Annotated in this window: 16 protein-coding genes and 2 tRNA genes; 6 read left to right on the top strand and 12 right to left on the bottom strand. The window is 66.7% G+C overall.

What is annotated here, in order from left to right; genetic code table 11:
• Nucleotides 1-74 precede the first annotated feature (74 nt).
• The 3 genes from ROZ37_RS12690 (at nt 75) to ROZ37_RS12680 (ending at nt 4038) form a co-directional block, all read left to right on the top strand.
• A complete protein-coding gene (locus ROZ37_RS12690) occupies nt 75-2588 on the top strand; it encodes a PAS domain S-box protein (RefSeq protein WP_312659829.1) in 2514 nt (837 codons plus the stop codon).
• Nucleotides 2585-3232 (top strand): response regulator transcription factor, encoded by a 648-nt coding sequence (locus tag ROZ37_RS12685; protein ID WP_312659827.1) that lies wholly within the window; start codon nt 2585-2587, stop codon nt 3230-3232. Before ROZ37_RS12690 ends, ROZ37_RS12685 begins: the two co-directional genes overlap by 4 nt.
• 260 nt (nt 3233-3492) lie before the next feature.
• A complete protein-coding gene (locus tag ROZ37_RS12680) occupies nt 3493-4038 on the top strand; it encodes a phasin family protein (RefSeq protein ID WP_312659826.1) in 546 nt (181 codons plus the stop codon).
• Between the two features lie 201 nt (nt 4039-4239).
• Here ROZ37_RS12680 and gltX read toward each other — a convergent pair whose 3' ends face one another.
• From gltX to ROZ37_RS12650, 6 genes are all read right to left on the bottom strand, one after another.
• Nucleotides 4240-5637: a glutamate--tRNA ligase gene (gltX, locus tag ROZ37_RS12675; RefSeq protein WP_312659825.1), complete on the bottom strand. Its 1398-nt coding sequence runs from the start codon at nt 5635-5637 to the stop codon at nt 4240-4242.
• Nucleotides 5638-5773: 136 nt separating this feature from the next.
• Nucleotides 5774-5848 (bottom strand) — tRNA-Val (locus ROZ37_RS12670).
• A 27-nt stretch (nt 5849-5875) separates the two neighbouring features.
• Nucleotides 5876-5950 (bottom strand) — tRNA-Val (locus ROZ37_RS12665).
• A 120-nt stretch (nt 5951-6070) separates the two neighbouring features.
• Nucleotides 6071-6541: a hemerythrin domain-containing protein gene (locus tag ROZ37_RS12660; protein WP_312659824.1), complete on the bottom strand. Its 471-nt coding sequence runs from the start codon at nt 6539-6541 to the stop codon at nt 6071-6073.
• Nucleotides 6542-6684: 143 nt separating this feature from the next.
• The gene (locus tag ROZ37_RS12655; RefSeq protein WP_312659898.1) at nt 6685-7140 is read right to left on the bottom strand and encodes a DUF2269 domain-containing protein; all 456 of its coding nucleotides are present in this window, start codon (nt 7138-7140) and stop codon (nt 6685-6687) included.
• On the bottom strand, nt 7137-8441 hold the full coding sequence (locus ROZ37_RS12650; protein WP_312659823.1) for an SDR family oxidoreductase: 1305 nt from the start codon (nt 8439-8441) through the stop codon (nt 7137-7139). Before ROZ37_RS12650 ends, ROZ37_RS12655 begins: the two co-directional genes overlap by 4 nt.
• 100 nt (nt 8442-8541) lie before the next feature.
• On the opposite strand from ROZ37_RS12650, the gene ROZ37_RS12645 reads away from it, so the two are divergent.
• From ROZ37_RS12645 to serA, 3 genes are all read left to right on the top strand, one after another.
• Complete coding sequence (locus tag ROZ37_RS12645; RefSeq protein WP_312659822.1) at nt 8542-9009, top strand: hypothetical protein; 468 nt, start codon at nt 8542-8544, stop codon at nt 9007-9009.
• A gap of 226 nt (nt 9010-9235) precedes the next feature.
• On the top strand, nt 9236-9751 hold the full coding sequence (locus tag ROZ37_RS12640) for a CinA family protein (protein ID WP_312659821.1): 516 nt from the start codon (nt 9236-9238) through the stop codon (nt 9749-9751).
• A 55-nt stretch (nt 9752-9806) separates the two neighbouring features.
• A complete protein-coding gene (gene serA / locus ROZ37_RS12635) occupies nt 9807-11033 on the top strand; it encodes a phosphoglycerate dehydrogenase (protein ID WP_312659819.1) in 1227 nt (408 codons plus the stop codon).
• A gap of 248 nt (nt 11034-11281) precedes the next feature.
• Here serA and ROZ37_RS12630 read toward each other — a convergent pair whose 3' ends face one another.
• The 6 genes from ROZ37_RS12630 to ROZ37_RS12605 form a co-directional block, all read right to left on the bottom strand.
• Nucleotides 11282-11500 carry a hypothetical protein gene (locus tag ROZ37_RS12630; RefSeq protein WP_312659818.1) on the bottom strand — a complete coding sequence of 73 codons (219 nt, stop codon included), beginning with the start codon at nt 11498-11500 and terminating at the stop codon, nt 11282-11284.
• A gap of 67 nt (nt 11501-11567) precedes the next feature.
• A complete protein-coding gene (locus ROZ37_RS12625) occupies nt 11568-12050 on the bottom strand; it encodes an MgtC/SapB family protein (RefSeq protein WP_312659817.1) in 483 nt (160 codons plus the stop codon).
• Between the two features lie 94 nt (nt 12051-12144).
• Nucleotides 12145-12675, bottom strand: coding sequence for a hypothetical protein (locus tag ROZ37_RS12620; protein ID WP_312659815.1), 531 nt, complete (start codon nt 12673-12675; stop codon nt 12145-12147).
• A gap of 68 nt (nt 12676-12743) precedes the next feature.
• Nucleotides 12744-15536, bottom strand: coding sequence for an ABC transporter transmembrane domain-containing protein (locus tag ROZ37_RS12615; RefSeq protein WP_409449959.1), 2793 nt, complete (start codon nt 15534-15536; stop codon nt 12744-12746).
• Between the two features lie 149 nt (nt 15537-15685).
• Nucleotides 15686-16138, bottom strand: coding sequence for a PRC-barrel domain-containing protein (locus tag ROZ37_RS12610; RefSeq protein ID WP_312659812.1), 453 nt, complete (start codon nt 16136-16138; stop codon nt 15686-15688).
• A gap of 70 nt (nt 16139-16208) precedes the next feature.
• The gene (locus tag ROZ37_RS12605) at nt 16209-17570 is read right to left on the bottom strand and encodes a BON domain-containing protein (RefSeq protein ID WP_312659810.1); all 1362 of its coding nucleotides are present in this window, start codon (nt 17568-17570) and stop codon (nt 16209-16211) included.
• Between the last annotated feature and the right edge of the window lie 256 nt (nt 17571-17826).

Below are 17826 nucleotides of genomic sequence, written 5' to 3'. Positions count from 1 at the left end.
TGCGGTTGGCTCGCCATCCTGGCACGGGTCCGGTTTTCGTGCGCCACGCACGGCGCACGGCAAATGGGGATTTAATGACATACGAGAGGGAGCGGGTCGCAACCGCGCGACCCGATGAGGCGTCCCCGCGTGGCGCATCGTCGGACGTCGTGTTCGACTCGATGCTCGTTGAAAGCAACGACCAACTCCTCGCCCTGCTCGACGCGGCGGGGACAGTGCTCCGCGCCAACCCGTCGCTGGGGGCGCTCTTCGATCTTCCGGTATCCGCCCTCGCGGGCAAACCTTTCTGGTTCGAGTCATTCTGGCGCGACCGCTGCAATCTCGGCACCGAATTCATCCGGCATGCAATCGAGGACGCCGGGCGCGACGGCAAAGCCCGCCTTCGCGTGCAGCTCGACGACAAGGCCGGCCCCGAACGCAGCATCGAGCTGACGTTCAAGCGCGTACCCGCTCCCGGCGGTGGCACCTGGATCACGGTAATCGGCCTTCTCGACGTCGTCGCATGCGAGGTCGCCGACGCGCGGGTGTCGCGTCTATCGAGACTCTATTCCGCGATCTCCGAAACCAATGCGGCGATGCTGCGAAGCGCCGGCCCGGAAGACGTCTACCGCACGGTGTGCGCGGCGTGCGTCAAGCATTGCGGCTACTGGCTGGCGTGGGTCGGTATCTGCGACCCGGTCAGCAATCGCATCGTGCCGGTCGAGTCCGCGGGTCGCGCGACTTCCTGGCTCGAAGGCGCCGTCATCAGCACCGACATCAGCTGCACCGAAGGCCAGGGGCCGTGCAGCACGGCTTATCGCGAGCAGCAGGTGTGCCAGGTGACGGATCTGCGCAGCGCGATGGACCTCGCGCCGTGGCAGAGCTCGCTCGTCGCCCGCGGCCTGACGTATGCGATCGCGCTTCCGCTACGACGGGGGGGAGCGCCGTTCGGAACGCTCGCGGTGTATGGCGACGACGACCAGTTCCTCGACGAAGAAGCGGTCAAATTGCTCGAGGAGATGGCGGACAACATTTCGTTTGCGCTCGACCACTTCGATCGCGACGCGCTGCGGCAGCAGGCCGAGCTCGCGCTGCGCGCCAGCGAGGCGCGCCTGCACGAGGCTCAGGCGGTGGGCCGCATCGGTGACTGGGAGCTCGACCGCGACAGCTGCGCCATGACCTGGTCGCCGCAGCTGTTCCATCTTTTCGAACGACCTCTCGCGCTCGGCGCCCCCGACCTGGACGACGCGCTCGGGTATTACGGCGCCGAATGCGTCGAGCAGACGCGCGAACAGTTCCAGCACGCGATCGACAGCGGCGAACGCTGCAAGCTCGAGCAGATCGTGCGGCTGCCCTCGGGTTCGACTCGCTACCACGTGACCGAAATCGTCCCGCTCAAGGATGACGACGGGCGCGTGTTCAAACTCTTCGGCACTGTTCAGGACATTACCGAGCGCAAGCTCGCCGAGCAGGAACTGCTGAAGAAAACGCGCGAAATCGAGGACCTGTACCAGAACGCGCCCTGCGGCTATCACTCCCTCGACGGAGAGGGACGCATCGTCCAGATCAACGACACCGAATTGAAGTGGCTCGGCTACACGCGCGACGAAGTCGTCGGCAAGATCCTTGTGGCGGACCTCCTGACCCCTGAATCCCGCGCGGCGTTTGAAGGGAATTTCCCGCTCTTCAAGCAAGGCAGCATTCTGAACAACGTCGAACTCGATTTCGTTCGCAAGGACGGAAGCACGTTCCCGGTGCTGCTTACCTCCACCGCCGTTTTTGATGTCCACGGCAACTTCGTCGCGAGCCGCACGGTCGTGTCCGACAACTCGGCGCGGAAGCAGCTCGAGCGCGAGCGCAGCACGCATTCGGCGCGACTCGCCGACCTGTCGCGCCACATGGTGGACGTGCAGGAGAACGAGCGCCGCAAGCTCGCCGGCGAACTCCACGACCGCGCGAGCCCGAACCTCGCCGCGCTCCAGTTGACCTTGTCGAACATCGCACGGGCTCTGCCGTTCGACGTGCTGAACGAAGTCGAAGCGCTGCTCGACGACGCCCAGGCCCTGCTGCTCGACACCACGACCGGCATCCGCGACATCTGCACCGATCTGCGCCCCGCGACCCTCGATTACGCCGGCCTGATACCGGCGCTGCACGACTACGCGCAGCAGTTCGGCCACCGCACCGGCATCGCGGTGCATATGAAGACCGACGAATTCAACGCGCAACTGCCCCCCAACATCCAGTCGCTGCTCTTCCGCATCGTGCAGGAAGCGCTGACGAACTGCGCGAAGCATGCGCAGGCGGGCACGATACGCGTAGAGCTGACGAGCACTCCCGCACGCGTCGAGATGACGATCATCGACGACGGCATCGGCTTCGAACCTCAGCAGCTCGGCGAAACTGGAAACACGCCTGGCCTCGGCCTGATCACGATGAAGGAACGCGCGGAATTCGCCGGCGGCCGCTTCACCATCAAATCGCATCCCAGCAGCGGGACGGAAATTACAGTGACTTTCGACAACTACACGGTAAATGCACAGTGGACAGCTACACCCTTGCGCCGCGCCACGGATCGCGCGGGACTGATTGGGACGGGCTCACGATGACCACGCGCCTCGTACTCGCCGACGACCATCAAATGTTCCGGCACGCGCTGCGCGCGATGCTCGAAAAACAACCCGGCATGAAGATCGTCGGCGAGGCCAGCAACGGCGACGAGCTGATCGACATCGTCACGCACCAGCCGGTCGACATCGTCTGTGTCGACATCGGCATGCCCGGAATGAACGGCATCGAAGCGACGCGGCGCCTGATGGCGCTTCGCCCGCAGATCAAGGTCATCGGCCTGTCGGCGTTCTCGGACCGCCAGTTCGTGCTCGATCTGCTCAATGCCGGCGCGACCGGCTATGTGACCAAAGCCGAGGCCGGCGAGGAGCTGCTGCGCGCGATCCAGACCGTGCAGCTCGGAAAGACCTACCTGTGTCCCGACGTCGCGGCGACGGTGACGAGCGCCCTGCTGGACAATTCGCCGAACGACATCTCGGCGCCGCGGATCACCGCGCGCGAGCGTCAGGTCCTGCAGCTGATCGCCGAAGGCCACACCTCGGCGCGTATCGCCGATCGCCTGCATCTCGCCCCCTCGACCGTCGAGGTCCACCGCCGCAACATCATGCGAAAACTCGATCTGCATAGCGTCGCGGAATTGACGAAATATGCCATCCGCAGCGGCATCACTTCGATTTCGAGCTGATGTGACGGTTCTGATTCCGAATACCCCATTTCGGGGAATCAAAACACGCTAAAGAATGTATGGGCGCTCAGGACAGGGACACGTAGCATTCCGTCACCCCGGGAGCACGCGGAACCGCCCGATCGGATCGCGTAGATGAGCGAATACGGATCCGTTAGAGGCGAGAGGGAGAGGGGACCTGCCGCGTACCCAACGAGAATCCCCAGGGGACGGGCTCGTTTCGATGAGACTTACGCACTTCTGCCATTAGGAAATCAAAGATGAATACTCTGCCTTCCGTACAGAAACTGACCCAGACCGCCGCCGAAAACATGCAGATGTTCCAGTCGTACGCGGACATCATGCTGAACGCCTCGGAGCGTCTGGTTTCGCTCAACATCGAGGCCGCCCGCATGGCGTGCTCGCTCGCCTCATCGAACGTCCCCGTGTCGGCTGACGATTTCCGCGCCCAGCTCGCGTCCCGTGCGGACGTCCAGAGCGAGGCGCTGGAGCAAGCGACCAAGTACTTCCGCGACGTGAACGATCTGTGCATCCAGACCCAGTCGGAAGTCTCGGAACTGAACACCCGCCGCCTCAACCAGATCACCGAGTCGGTCCAGGCGCTGCTCGACAACGTCGCCAGGTCCGGCCCGACCGGCACCGCCGACTTCGTCTCCGCGATGAAAACGGCGATGAGCAACGCTACCGCGGCCTACGAGAGCTTCGTCCGGACGTCCCGCGACGTTGCCGAAAACAACCTCGCCGCGGCGAGCAACGCGATGCAGCCGATGGTCGCCGCAGGAAAGGCCGCCCGCAAGGCAGCCTGATCGACGTCGTGCCGGCTCAGTGCGAAACCCCGGGGCTCCCCGGGGTTTTTTTATTCCGGCCCCTGTTTTCGGACGGCCGCGTGGACCGCCCGGTGCTCGGCCCGACTTACTCGGTGCACCGGGGACTTCGCGGCTGCACCGACTGGGCGAGGCGGAACCGGACGTGAAAGGCTCCGGCAGCCGCCGACGCCGCCCCGCGCTTCAGATGTAACGTCCGACGCGCGCGAGCACGCGGTCGCGCCCGAGCACTTCGAGCACGGCGTCGATCGACGGCGTCTGCGGCACACCGAGCGTCGCGACGCGCAGCGGAATCGCGACCTGCGGCATCTTCAACCCGCATTCGGCCATCGTGTCCTTGATCGCCTGGCTGATCGCCGGCTTTTCCCAAGTGATCGTCGCAAGACGCGCCTTCAGGCTCGCGAGCGCCGACTTCGCAGCGTCCGTGAGGTGCTGCGCGACGAGTTCGGCCGCGGGGTGGACTTCGGTGCAGAAGAGCTCCGCGCAATCCGCGAGCTCGTTGAGGTTCGCGACACGCTCCTTGTATAGCGCGACGACCGACTCCAGCGCAGGCCCCGCCTCCGGGTCGACGCCGCGCTTCGCCAGCCGGTTCGCGACGTCGGCCGCGAGCCGCGCATCGTCGGCGTGCTTGATGTAGTGCGCGTTGAGCCAGTTCAGCTTTTCGGTGTTGAACTGCGCCGCGGACGGCGTGATGTGGTCGAGGTCGAACCACTCGACGAGTTGCTCGCGCGAGAAGATCTCGTCGTCGCCGTGGCTCCAGCCCAGACGCGCGAGGTAGTTGATGACCGCCTCGGGCAGGTAGCCATCGTCGAAGTACTGCATCACGCTGACCGCGCCGTGGCGCTTCGACAGCATCGTGCCGTCGTCGCCGAGGATCATCGACAGGTGCGCATAGAGTGGCACTTCCGCGCCGAGCGCTTTCAGGATGTTGATCTGGCGCGGGGTGTTATTGACGTGGTCGTCGCCGCGGATCACGTGCGTGATCCCCATGTCGCGGTCGTCGACGACGACACAGAAGTTGTACGTCGGCGTGCCGTCGGCGCGCGCGATCACGAGGTCGTCGAGTTCCGTGTTCGCGATCTCGATGCGCCCCTTCACGAGGTCGTCCCAAGCGACGACGCCGTCCGCGGGGTTGCGGAAGCGGACGACCGGTGCGACGTCTTCGGGCGGCGCCGGCAGCACCTTCCCCGGTTCGGGACGCCAGCGTCCGTCGTAGCGCGGCTTCTCGCCGCGCGCGCGCTGCTCCTCGCGCATGCGGTCGAGCTCGTCGGGCGCGGTGTAGCACAGATAGGCGCTACCGGCAGCGAGCATTTCCTGGATCACCGCCTTGTAGCGATCCATCCGCTGCATCTGGTAGAACGGCCCCTCGTCGGCATCGAGTCCGAGCCAGCTCATGCCGTCAAGGATGGCCTGCACCGCTTCGGGGGTCGAACGCGCGACGTCCGTGTCCTCGATGCGCAGGATGAAAGTCCCCTCGTGCCGGCGCGCATACGCCCACGAAAACAGGGCGGTGCGGGCGCCGCCGATATGAAGGTAGCCGGTCGGGCTCGGAGCGAAACGGGTGCGGACGTTGGAAGCCATCGGAATACGGGACTCGGAAGGTTCGAAAGCGGCGGATTTTACGCCATCGTCCCGCCCTTCCCTACTCCGGCGCCATCCGCCGGTCGCAACGCGCAAACAAAAAACCCCGACGCGCGAGCATTCGGGGTTTCGGACCTGGTGGGCGGTACTGGGATCGAACCAGTGACCCCTGCCGTGTGAAGGCAGTGCTCTACCGCTGAGCTAACCGCCCTTGGGCTGCGGCATCTTCGACGCTGACTGGTGGGCGGTACTGGGATCGAACCAGTGACCCCTGCCGTGTGAAGGCAGTGCTCTACCGCTGAGCTAACCGCCCCCCGGGCGAAGAGGCCGAATTGTAGAAGGAGGTCGATTCGCTCGTCAAGGCGGCGAGCATCACCGCTCCCATTCAATGCGGAACAACCGGGAAGTCGCCGCGCGCTCGCCGGGTCGGCCGTCATGCGGCCTTCGACAGCTCGGGCCGCCGCTCTTCCATTTGCTTCGCGACCGGCCGCAGATCGCATTTTTCGTCGATGATCTTCGGAAACAACTGCTCTTCTTCCTCTTTCACGTGATGCCGGACGTACTCGCCGAGCACGGTGACCTTGGCGTCGAAAAGCTCGTCCTCGGGCCCCATCTTCGCGATCTGCGTGATCAGGTCCTTCGCGCTCGCGTGCTCGACCGTGGCTTCATCGAGGAGCTTGCCGAACTTCTCCGGCGAGAGCTCGCGCACCGCCGGATAGAACAATTCCTCCTCGAGCGCCGCGTGCACCGCCAGTTCATTGCAGACGGTGATCGCGATCTGCTGCTTTTCCTCCGACGACTTCGCCTTCTCGAAATCCTTGAAGAGCTTGTCGACCTTGCGGTGATCGTTGAGCAGGGACCCGATCGCGTCCTTTTGGCCAGTGGGCAAATCCGACTTGTTCATGCGAAACTCCAACGGTTCGTGATCATCGGGAGGTCGCGATACCTACCTCCCATTCGGGCGGCCGGATGGCCGTCGGTGAATTAACGGCCTGCGATTCGTGCAAGAGCAATGCCCGTCCGGGAGGCCGCGGGCGCACGATGGCGTCATTGGAGCTTCGTCACCATCAGGTAAAAGATACCGACGAATGCAAGAAATGCCGGGATGCCGAGCGCGAACCACATGCGGAACAGCCGCCAGTAGCGCGGCGGCAGCGGATGGCCATTGCGGGCCGCGTCGTTGGCGACGTCGCGCAGGCGAATCTGCAGATGGACGACCGGCAGCCAACAGGCGATCGCTAGCACATACAGCACGATCGACCATTTGAGCCAGAAGCTCGACAGCGCAAGGCCGCCGAGATGGACGAGCCAGAAGCCGGTGAGCGGTTGCAACACCGCGGTCGTCGACGTGAACAGCCAGTCCGCGATCACCACCGTGCGCGTGACCGCGGCAACGACGACCGGATCGCGCCGGAGGGTCGCCGTGAGGAGATAGAACGCACTGCCGATGCCCGTTCCGAACAGGATCGTGGACGTCAGCACATGCAGCCATTTCACGATCACGTATTCCAATTGCGCGACTCCAGTTCGTACAGCAGCCAGATTGCGGCGAGCATCGGCAGGTTCTTCGAAATCGGGCCGTAGGGATGCAGCCAGAACTCGGGCAGCTTCACCGTGATGATCAGCATGTAGCCGACGATCAGCGCGACTTGCGCCTGCCATACCCACGCGCGGCGATACGAACACAGTGTCAGTGCGCCGAGCGCGAGATCGAGCACGGCCGCGCCGTAGAGCGCAGCGGGACGCAGCGCCGCGGGGACGCCGGCCTCGGCGAGCAGCGCATGGCTCGCTTCGACCGGATAGAGGCCGAACGACACGATCGCGGTCAGGATCCAGACGAACGCGATGCTCAGGCGCAGCACCGGCAGCAGCCACCCGAGCTGCGCGCGCAGCCGGAGCGGCTCGACGAGCGCCGGCGGAACGAAGTCGGCGACCGGGCGCGGATCGTGACCGAGCACTTCGCGCATCGCGCCTGGGTCGGCGATGTTGCCGCGCCGGAGCATCTGCAGCGTTTCGGTGTCGAGGAACGCACCCGGGAGATGTCCGGCGAGCTTCGCGCCCAGCGTCGTCAGGCCGTCGGGCAGCGGCAGAAAGCGCGGCGTGCGGCGAATGCCCAGGACGGTCCGCAGCGCCCCCAGAAACGCCCGCAAGGTCAGCGGCCGCGGTCCTACGACAGGCACGCGCGTGCCCGACTCGATCCGCAGGTCGGGCGTGGCGACGAGACGCGCGATCGCATCGACGAGGTCATCGACATGCACCGGCTGCACGCACTGATCCCCGCGCCCCGGCAATGGAATCAGCGGCAACGACGCCATCGTGCCGAACATCCGCGCGCTCGCGCCGTCGATACCGAACACGAGCGACGGCTGCACGATCGTCGAGCGCAGCGGCAGGCTGCGCAGATGCTCGTCCGCCGCGCGCTTGCTGAGGTGATAGCGGCTTTGGGCGTCCTCGTCGGCGCCGAGCGCGGAAATCTGGATCACGTGGCGCACGCCGGCGATCGCGCACGCCGAGAACAACGCCGACGGCGCACGCGTGTGCAGGACGTCGAAACTCTGGCCCGGCGCTTCCCTCAGGATGCCGACCGCGTTGATGACGACGTCGATGCCGGCGAGCAGCGGGAGCCAGCGTTCGGGCTCGGTCGCGCGGTTGAAGTCGGTCGCCACGAAGTCGAACGTCGGGCGGCGCTCGCGCGCGGAATCGGGATTGCGTACCGCGCAGGTCAGGCGGTGGCCGTCGCCGGCGAGCCGGTCGGCGATGTGCCCGCCGAGGAACCCTGTCACACCCGTGATCAAAATCTTCATGGCCTATCCCAAACTTTTCGACCGGCCGGCGCTTCTTATGTACACCGATTCCGAATGCGTGCATCGCGGCGCGGGCTGGCGGATCCGATTGGAGTTCCGGATGACGAACTGGTTACAGACACTGCGCCGTGCGGCCGTCTCGGGCACCGCCGCGAACACCTTGTCGCTCGCGGCGCTGACCGTCGGCGGCGTGCGCGACTGCCGCAGTGCCTTCGCTCCGGTCAACGCGGTCAGCCACTGGATCTGGGCCAGGCGCGCACTGCGCCAGGAGGACGGCTCCCTGCGATATACGCTCCCGGGCTACGCGATCCACCACGCAGCCTCGGTGTTCTGGGCGTTGTTCTACGAAGAAGGTGTCGCGTGGCTACGCCCGGCGGGCGCCGCGCAGCACCTCGGCGCCGGCGCGAGCGTCGCGGCGATCACGTGCTTCGTCGACCTGCGCATGACGCCGGAACGGCTCACGCCGGGCTTCGAGCGCCGGTTGAGCAACCAGTCGCTCGCATGGGTATACCTCGCGTTCGGCGTCGGCCTTGCGCTGCCCGAAGTGCTGAAGGCGATACGCCGATGAACGCCGCCCCACTGCCCTTCGCGCCGGACCTTGCACCGCGCTTCGGCCGTCCCGCACGCTTCGCCCGCCGCCTCCCGCAGGCGGGAAGAGCGTCGCAACCTCCGCCCGACACGACGAATCGCAGCAAATCGACCGGCATGGCGATTGCTGCTACGCCGTCGAGCGGGACCGTTCATTTCCTGCGAGAAGAGGCCGGCATCCCCGGCCGCGACAAGGAAACGCAATCATGGGATCCATTGCAGAAATTGCATCATTCATGAAGAAGAACGAGCTGATGCTCGTGACCGCCGAATCCTGCACCGCCGGCCTGATCGCGGCGCGGCTCGCCGACATACCCGGCGCGGGCTCGCTGCTCGACTGCGCTTTCGTCGTGTATTCGTCCGACGCGAAGCAGCACTGTCTCGACGTGCGGGAGGAAACGATCAAGCGCTTCAACCTGACGAGCGAGGAAGTCGCCCGCGAGATGGCGGAAGGGGCGCTCGCGCGCAGCCGCGCGAACCTCGCGATCGCGAACACCGGCATCACCGACCCGGTCGACAACGACATCCCGCCCGGCACGCAGTGCTTCGCGTGGATCTTCCGCCACGCGGTGCCCGACGGAAAGACGAAGATATTCACGACGACGCGGCGCTTCGCGGGTAGCCGCAACGCGATCCGCAACGCCGCCGCGGAATACGCGCTGCGCCGGATTCCGCATTATTTCGGGCTCCTGCACAACGGCGGCGTCGAAACCGCCGAGTAACCGGCGCGGAATTCCGCCGGTGCCGACGCCCGGGGCCAGACCGGAGAAACACGATATGACGATTTCACAGATGCACCGCTCGCAATTTCGCACGGTGCTGCTCGAAGGCATTCACCAGACCGCGATCGACGCGTTCGGCGAAGCCGGCTGGCCCGTTTCCGCGCAGCCCGGGGCGCTCGTCGGCGACGCGTTGGCCGAAGCGATCGCCGACGCCGAGTTCGTCGGCATCCGCTCGCGCACGCGCCTGACGCGGGAGGTCCTCGAGCGCGCGCCGAAGCTCGTCGGCATCGGGGCGTTCTGCATCGGCACGAACCAGATCGACCTCGACTTCGCCGCGAAGCGCGGCATTCCGGTCTTCAACGCGCCGTTCTCGAACACGCGCAGCGTCGCCGAACTGGTGATCGCCGAGATCATCATGCTGATGCGCGGCATCCCGGAGAAAAACGCGGTGCTCCATCGCGGCGGCTGGACGAAGAGCGCGGCGAACTCGTGGGAAATCCGCGGCAAGACGCTCGGCATCATCGGCTACGGCCACATCGGCACGCAGGTCGGCGTGTTGGCCGAACAACTCGGCATGAACGTCGTGTTCCAGGACATCGAGGCGAAGCTCGCGCTCGGCAACGCGCGTGCATTCGCGACGCTCGACGAACTGCTCGCGGTATCCGACGTCGTCAGCCTGCACGTCCCGGAAACGCCGCAGACCGCGAATCTCTTCGGCGCGCGGCGCATCGCGATGATGAAACCGGGCAGCTTCCTGATCAACGCGTCGCGCGGGAACGTCGTCGACATCGACGCGCTCGCCGAAGCGCTCGAGTCGAAGCGTGTGCTCGGCGCGGCGATCGACGTGTTCCCGGTCGAGCCGAAGAGCAACGACGACGTCTTCACGTCGCCGCTGACCCGCTTCGAGAACGTCCTGCTGACGCCGCACATCGGCGGATCGACAGCCGAAGCGCAGGAGAACATCGGCCGCGAGGTCGCCGCGAAGCTCATCCGCTACGGCAACAACGGTTCGACCGTGTCGGCGGTGAATTTTCCCGAAGTGTCGCTGCCGGCGCACGTCGGCCAGTGCCGGATCATGCACATCCACCACAACGTCCCGGGGATGCTGGCGAAGATCAACGAGCGCTTCTCGGAGGCAGGGATCAACATCGCGACCGAATACCTGCAGACGACGAAGGACATCGGCTACGTCGTGATCGACGTGGACGCGCAGGCGAGCCGGGTGGCGGTGGACGAACTGGCTGCGATCGAAGGGACGATCCGCTGTCGCGTGCTGTGCTGAGGGCGGGCGCCGCGCGCCCGCGCAGGTTCGTGGCGGCGCCGGGGTAGTTCGCGCCGGCCTTCGCTGCGCTCACCCAAGCTACGCGCTTCGAGTTCAGCACTCGAAGCGCACCTGACGCGGATCCCCTTCGTGGCGTCGGCCTTCGCTGCGCTCACGCCGACCTATAGCGGAACTCCTCGGGCGCGACGACCGCTTGGCGCGGGGCCAAGCAGCTGCGCTGTTGAAGCGGCTGACCGCCACCCGCCCCGCTACGGTTTGTCCGGCACGTCCTTCCGGTCGCGGTCCTGACCACCGGTGCTCGCGGGTTTGTCGCAGGGATGGAGCTCAACCGGATCCTTTCTTGGCGTGATCGCAGGCGGGTCGCTCGCCGGGAAGCTTTCGTCCACCGATTCGTCGATCAGGTCCTCGACGTGCGATTCCTTCTTCTTCGGGACGGAAGGGTCGATGTCCTGGGTCTTGTTAACCATGGCCTGCCTCCTTTTTCCAATATGCGCGCCACCTCATTCGGCTGTCGCGCTGCCGCGCCTCACCGCATCACGACTCGTCGCCTGAATCGTTGATCTCCGTCCAGCGCTCGAGTTGCCTCAATATCGAAAGTACCGCCCAGGTGCCGACGGTCGCGAGCAATGCGACGCCGAAGCGCCCGAGCCCGACGCTGACGCCGATCGCCGCGGTCATCCAGATGCCCGCGGCGGTCGTCAGGCCGCGGATGTCCCGCTCCTTTTCGCGCTTCAGGATCGCGCCGGCACCGAGAAAGCCGATGCCGGTGATCAGCCCCTGAACGACGCGTGACACGGCGTCGTCCTGCATCGAAGTTTCGAGCGCGCCGACGATAAAAAGCGTCGAGCCGGTCGCGACCAGGATATGCGTGCGCAAGCCGGCCGATTTTCCCGCGCGTTCGCGCTGCAGGCCGATGACCGCGCCGCAGATCAGCGCGACCGCCAAGCGCACCAGCGGGCGGGCGAGGTCGTCCGGGGAGCCGAATCCCGCGACCAGCTCGGCAACGATCGGGTTCAAGCCCACCTCCTGTCGCCCGCCCGCGTTCCTCGCGCGTTGTTCCGGACTGCGAACGAACAATCGACATGCCTGGATGCCGAGCCGTAGCTTCGGGCTAGGTTCGCGGGCGCGGCTCGAGGGCAAGCGTCGCCTGCTCGGCTTCGCGCGCTTCACGTGCGAGCCCGCGAAGCGACAGCGCGACCGCGCCCGCAAACACTTCGTCATAGCACGGAAACGCGCCGCTCGCCGCGACGACGATGCCGTCGATGCAGACACCGCCGGCCAGCAGGCAATCGCCGGTGCGCAAGAGGTGCGGCAGCGTGTGCTGCAACGTGCGACCGTCCTTGCCGGTCGCCCAGCTGAGCTTCGCCTTCGCGCGCGCGAACGCAGCGTAGTCCGCGTCCCAGCGGCTGCGGTCGCCGAACGCGTGCTCGTACAGGATCGCCTCTTCGAAGGTTGCGGTCCCGGACGGGAGCGCGGGATCCATGACCACGACGTAAAGAAAGCCGCTGCCGACGATGCTGCGATCCTGCATCGCGTGCTCGACCATCGGCGACACGAGGGCGATCGCGCGCCGCGCGGTTTCCGTGGTGACGTAATGGCTGCCGCTTTGCGTCGTCGGCGCTTGCAGTCGGTCGAGCGTCATTGGCGGTCCTCCTGTCGTGATGGGCTCGCTTGCGCGTCGTGGCGCTCGCGGTGTTACGTACGGTCTGCCTAGCCGGCGTCCTCCTGCGGAGGCGGTTCGTCCGACGGCCTGCCGTCTCCGGTCGTCCGCGGCCCGACGCGATGACGGACGAGGCTCGCGATCACCAGGACGAGCTCCTCCGGATCGACGGGTTTCGTCAGGTCCACCTGGAAGCCGGCAAGCAGCGCGCGCATGCGCTCGTCGCCGCCGCTGCGCGTGCTCAGCGCGATCGCGGGCAGGCGGTCGCCGAGATCGAATTCCCGTTCGGCTTCGACGCGGCGCAGCCGCTGGATGATCTGGTAGCCGTCCTCGTCCGGCAGCGCGACGTCGCACACCATCACGTCCGGCCAGTCCTGGCGCGGCAGCCCCAGCAGCCATTCGAGCGCGGCGGCGCCCGACGAATAGGCACGCGACAGCGCCTCGTGCCGGTGCAGCGCCGCTTCGATCTCCTCGCGCGCGTCGCTGCTGTCGTCGATGATGAGCACGCACGCACCCGCGATCGATAGCGTCGGCAACACGAGATCCGTCATCGGTCGCGGCGTGTGCTCGAGCGCCGGCGCGGCGGTCTCGCCCAGGACCGGCACGGCGAATTCGACGACCGCACGCACCATCCCGTTCGCATCGGTGCGCACTTCGAGCGTTGCGCCGTGCTGCTCGACGATCGCGCGGATCTCCTTGAATTCGAGCGTCGGCAGCGGCGTTCCGGAGACGGGCCTGGGCGGCGGCGCACCGATCTCCGGCCCTTGATGGATGACGCTGACCCGCAGTCGGCCGGCGACGCGTTCGATGCGCCATTCGACCCGCCCGCCGCGGGGGCTCGACCAGATCGCCTGCTCCGAAAGGGCCCACATCGCCTGCTGTAGCGCGCCGGGGTCGCCGGTGATGCGCGCGGAGTCCGTCATGATCGTGCTGTAGAAGCCGACGCCGCGCGCGTCGAGGGTCGATTTCAGGCCATCGACGATGCCGGCGAGCAGCGCGATGAGGTTGATCGGCTGCATCGCGAGGCCGCGCTCGGCGTGCTCGATTTCCTGCTGCTGGCGTTGCAGCCGCCACAGCTGCGCATAGAGGCCGTCCTTCTTCTGCAGGTCTTCGTGCCTGCCGCGCTCCACGACGCGGCCGTGTTCGAGCACCAGGATCTCGTCGGCGTCGACGACCGTCGACAGCCGGTGCGCGATGATCAGCGACGTGCGGGTGCGCGCGAGGCGGTCGAGCTCGTCCTGGATCGCGCGCTCCGAGCGCGTGTCGAGCGCGGAGGTGGCTTCGTCGAACACCAGGATCGGCGGGTTCTTCAGGATCGCGCGCGCGATCGCGATGCGCTGCTTCTCGCCGCCCGACAGCATCACGCCACGCTCGCCGACCTGCGTCTCGTACTGCTCGGGCAAGCCCGAAATGAATTCGTGCACATGCGCTGCCTTCGCCGCCTCGATGACGTCGGACAGGCTCGCGCCGGGGCGGCCGTAGGCGATGTTGTACGCGATGGTGTCGTTGAAGAGGATCGTGTCCTGCGGGACGATGCCGAGCGCCGCGCGCAGGCTGCGCTGCGACACTTCGCGGATGTCGACGCCGTCGATCGTCACGCGCCCGGCGCCGACGTCGTAGAACCGGAACAGCAGCCGCGCGAGCGTCGATTTCCCCGACCCGCTGCTGCCGACGACGGCGACGGTGCCGCCGGGCGGGATCGTGAAGCTGACGTCGTACAGGATCTGCCGGCTCGCCTCGTAGCCGAACTCGACGTGCTCGAAGCTCACTTCCCCGCGCTCGACGACGAGGTCGGGCGCCGCCGGCGCTTCATCGATTTCGGGCTTCTCTTCGAGCAGCCGCAGCATCTTCTCGGCGTTGACGACCGCGTCGCGCGCCTGCCGGAAGACGAAGCCGAGCGAATTCAGCGGCAGGCAGATCTGGATCACGTATGCGTTGACGAGCACGAGATCGCCGACCGACATCGTGCCCTGCACGACGTTCTGCGCCGCGAGCAGCATCACGCTGGCGACCCCGATCGCGATGATGCCGCTCTGGCCGATGTGCAGCGTCGATAGCGCCTTCTGGTTCTGCACGCCGACTTCGACCCAGTCCTTCAGGATGCTGCCGAAGCGGCCGTGCTCGTAGCGCTCGTTGGTGTAGTACTTGACCGTCTCGTGGTTCATCAGGCTGTCGACGAGGCGGCCGTTCGCGTTCGAGTCCAGCTCGTTCAGCGCGCGCTGGTAGATCGCGCGGCGCTCGGTGAAGGCGACGGTGAAGGTCGAGTAGACGACGAAGGTCGCGATGATGACCCCGGTGAACCAGTCGCTGTAATTCACCGTCAGGATCACGATGACCGCGACGATCTCGACGACCGTCGGCAGGATCGTGAAGAGCCCGACGCCGAGCAGGAAGCCAATGCCTGCGGTGCCACGCTCGACGTCGCGGGTCACGCCGCCCATCCGGCGGCGGGCGTGGAAGCGTGAAGTCAGCCGGTGGAGATGGCCGAAAACGTCGAGCAGGAAACCGGAGACCGTCGTCTGCGTCACGCGCACGAAGATCACGTCGCGGATCTCGCTGAACGCGCCGGACAGAAAGCGCAGCACCGCGTAGCCGAGCAGCAGGAAGACCGGCAGCACCGCGACCTGGGCGGTCGGACCGAGCGCATCGACGATCGCTTTCAGCGAGATCGGCACCGACACGGCGGCGAGCTTCGCGAGGATGACCAGCGCGAGTGCGGCGGCGGTGCGCTTCGGGTAGCGCATCACCGACGCCGTCAGCAGTCGCGCGACGAAGCCCAGCGTCGAAGGCGGCGGAGAAGGCGACGGGGGTGAAGAAGTCGACGAGGGCGAACTGGCTCGCATGGACAGGAAGGTCTAGCGGGCTCTAGGCGCGGAGCACCTTCCCGCGACCGTGCGGTTCGTCCGAAAAAGCATGCGGGGATGTAAATCCGGCAGGGGGAAAAAGCCGAGGCCGGCGCGGACAACTCCCCGCGCCGGCCTCGCGGGCCGCATTACAGCACGCGGTCCTGCCAGTAGCCGCGCTGCCCGTAGTAGGCGTGGATTTCATTCGCCCACGTCGTATCGGCCATGGTCGGCCAGTGGTCCTTGTCGAAGCCCGGCGCGTTCTTCAGCCGGTCCTTGTCGACGTCGAGGATGAAGCACTTGCGATCGGTGTCGAGGACCAGCGCGCCCCACGGGATCGCGAACAGCTTGTCGCCCATGCCGAGGAAGCCGCCCGACGACAGCACCGCGTAGGCAATGCGGCCACCCATCACGTCGAGCATGATCTCCTTGATCTTGCCGAGATCCTCGCCCTGGTTGTTGATCACATCGTTGCCTTCGAGCGTGCTCGCGGCCATGACCTCGGGGCCGGGGCCGTTGCGCACATCGTTTTCCGCTCCGACGATGCCGGCCGAACCGCCGGTCGCAGGGGTGGTGGTACCGGTAGAGTATTGGCTTGCCATGAGTAGGTTCCTCCTGTTGGGAAACGTCTCGGGTGGAGCCCCTCCGACGGGTAGCCGAAGGGGCGGGTGGTCACTCCTTGTCCCTGCCCTGATGGGACTTCTCGCGAGTTTTCGGTGATGTCATGCCGCTTTGCGAGCCGACAGACGATTGGTTGCTCGATCCCGGACCGCCGGCCGCTTCCGCGGTCGTCGACCCCGTCGTGCCGGTGAGCCCGGTGCTGCCGCCGCCGGTCGTGCCGCCGGAGCTGAGCTGACCGGAGCTGAGGTCTTCCTGCCCGGAACCGGGGCGCCCGGACGGCGAGACGACACGGATGCGGTTTTCGACGTCCTTGACCCCCCAGGTGTTGTCCGCGGCGTCTTCGATCTGGTACTTCATCCCGCGCTCGGGCACCGTGCCGTCGAGCATCACACGGCCGTCGCGCACTTCGACGCTGACGTCGTGGACGTCGAGATGGTGATGCTGGGCGAGGCGCTCGCAGATGAACTCGCGGATCCGCTCGTCGGAGCGCTGGTAGCCGCGCGGTCCCTGGCGGTTGCGATCGAGATCCTGACCCGCGTAGCCGCCGCCGAGCTGACCGCCGCTGTAGCCGCCGCTCGACTGGCCACCGCTGTAGCCGCCCCCGGTCCGACCGCCGCCGGTCGGGCTGCCGCCGAAGCCGCGGCTCATCGGCGCGCCGCCGAAGCGCTCGCCGATGTCATGATCGAAGTCGCTGCGCTGCCCGACGAAGCCACCGTACCCCGCCCGGCCGAGCCCGCCGCCATAGCTGCCGCCGTATTCACCGGCGCGGCCTGCGGAGAAGTTTCCGCCGACGTCGCCGCCGTAGTCGCGGTTGACGCCGCCGTAGTCCCGGCTCATCCCGCCGCGCATCTGCGACGCCGCGCTGTTCGACGTGCGGCCGCCGTAGGTCGAGCGCGAGGCGTCATCCGACGCCCATTGGTTCTCGGAGCCGAAGTCCTCGCGCCCGAAGCCGCGCCGCATTCCGCCCTGGTAGCCGAACCGGGGCTCGTCGTATTCGTCGGGAGCGTTCCAGCCCCGACCGCCGCTCGGGCGCGCGCCCTGCTCTTCGCGCCCCCAGTTGCCGCCGTACGAGCCGCGGCCGTAACCCTGCTCCTCGCCGCGGGGGCCGCCGCTGTAGCGCTGCCCTTCCTGGCCGCGCATGCTGCCACGGAAGCCTTCTTCGCCGGTGTAGTCGTCCCCACTCTGACGCCCGTAATCCGACTGACCGCCGAAGCCGCCCGGCTGCGAGCGTCCTTCGTAATCCTGGAAGCCGCCGGAACGGCGCTGCTGGTGCGCGTACTGCTCTTCCTCGTGTTCCGGATATCCGCCGCGATGGCGGCCGTACTCGGACCCGTAACCGCCGCGCATGCTTTCACTCCGGTTCGGGTCCCGCTCCCCCTGGAACTGGGAGGGTTGTGGATGTCGTGATTTCATTGCGTCGACTCCTCTTGAATCGCTGAACCGTGGTACCGGGGGCGAGCCGCCGATCGTCGCCGCGCGCCCCTCTTCTCTCAGGGGAAGGCAAGCGCCGTGCCGCGATCGACGCCCGCCCGACGGGGCCGGGAGGCGGATCAGCGCGCGCGGGGCGTGAAAAACTTACAGTCCGCTGTAGTTCTTTTCGGCGCGCAAAGGGGCCGGGACCGAGCTGGACGGGGATCGCGGGGACATCGGGCGCATGTCGGTCGGATGT

Source organism: Aromatoleum sp. (assembly GCF_032027225.1).
Classification (GTDB): Bacteria; Pseudomonadota; Gammaproteobacteria; order Burkholderiales; family Rhodocyclaceae; genus Aromatoleum.
Note: the sequence above shows the minus strand (reverse complement) of the source record. Positions and strands in the feature narration are given on the sequence as shown.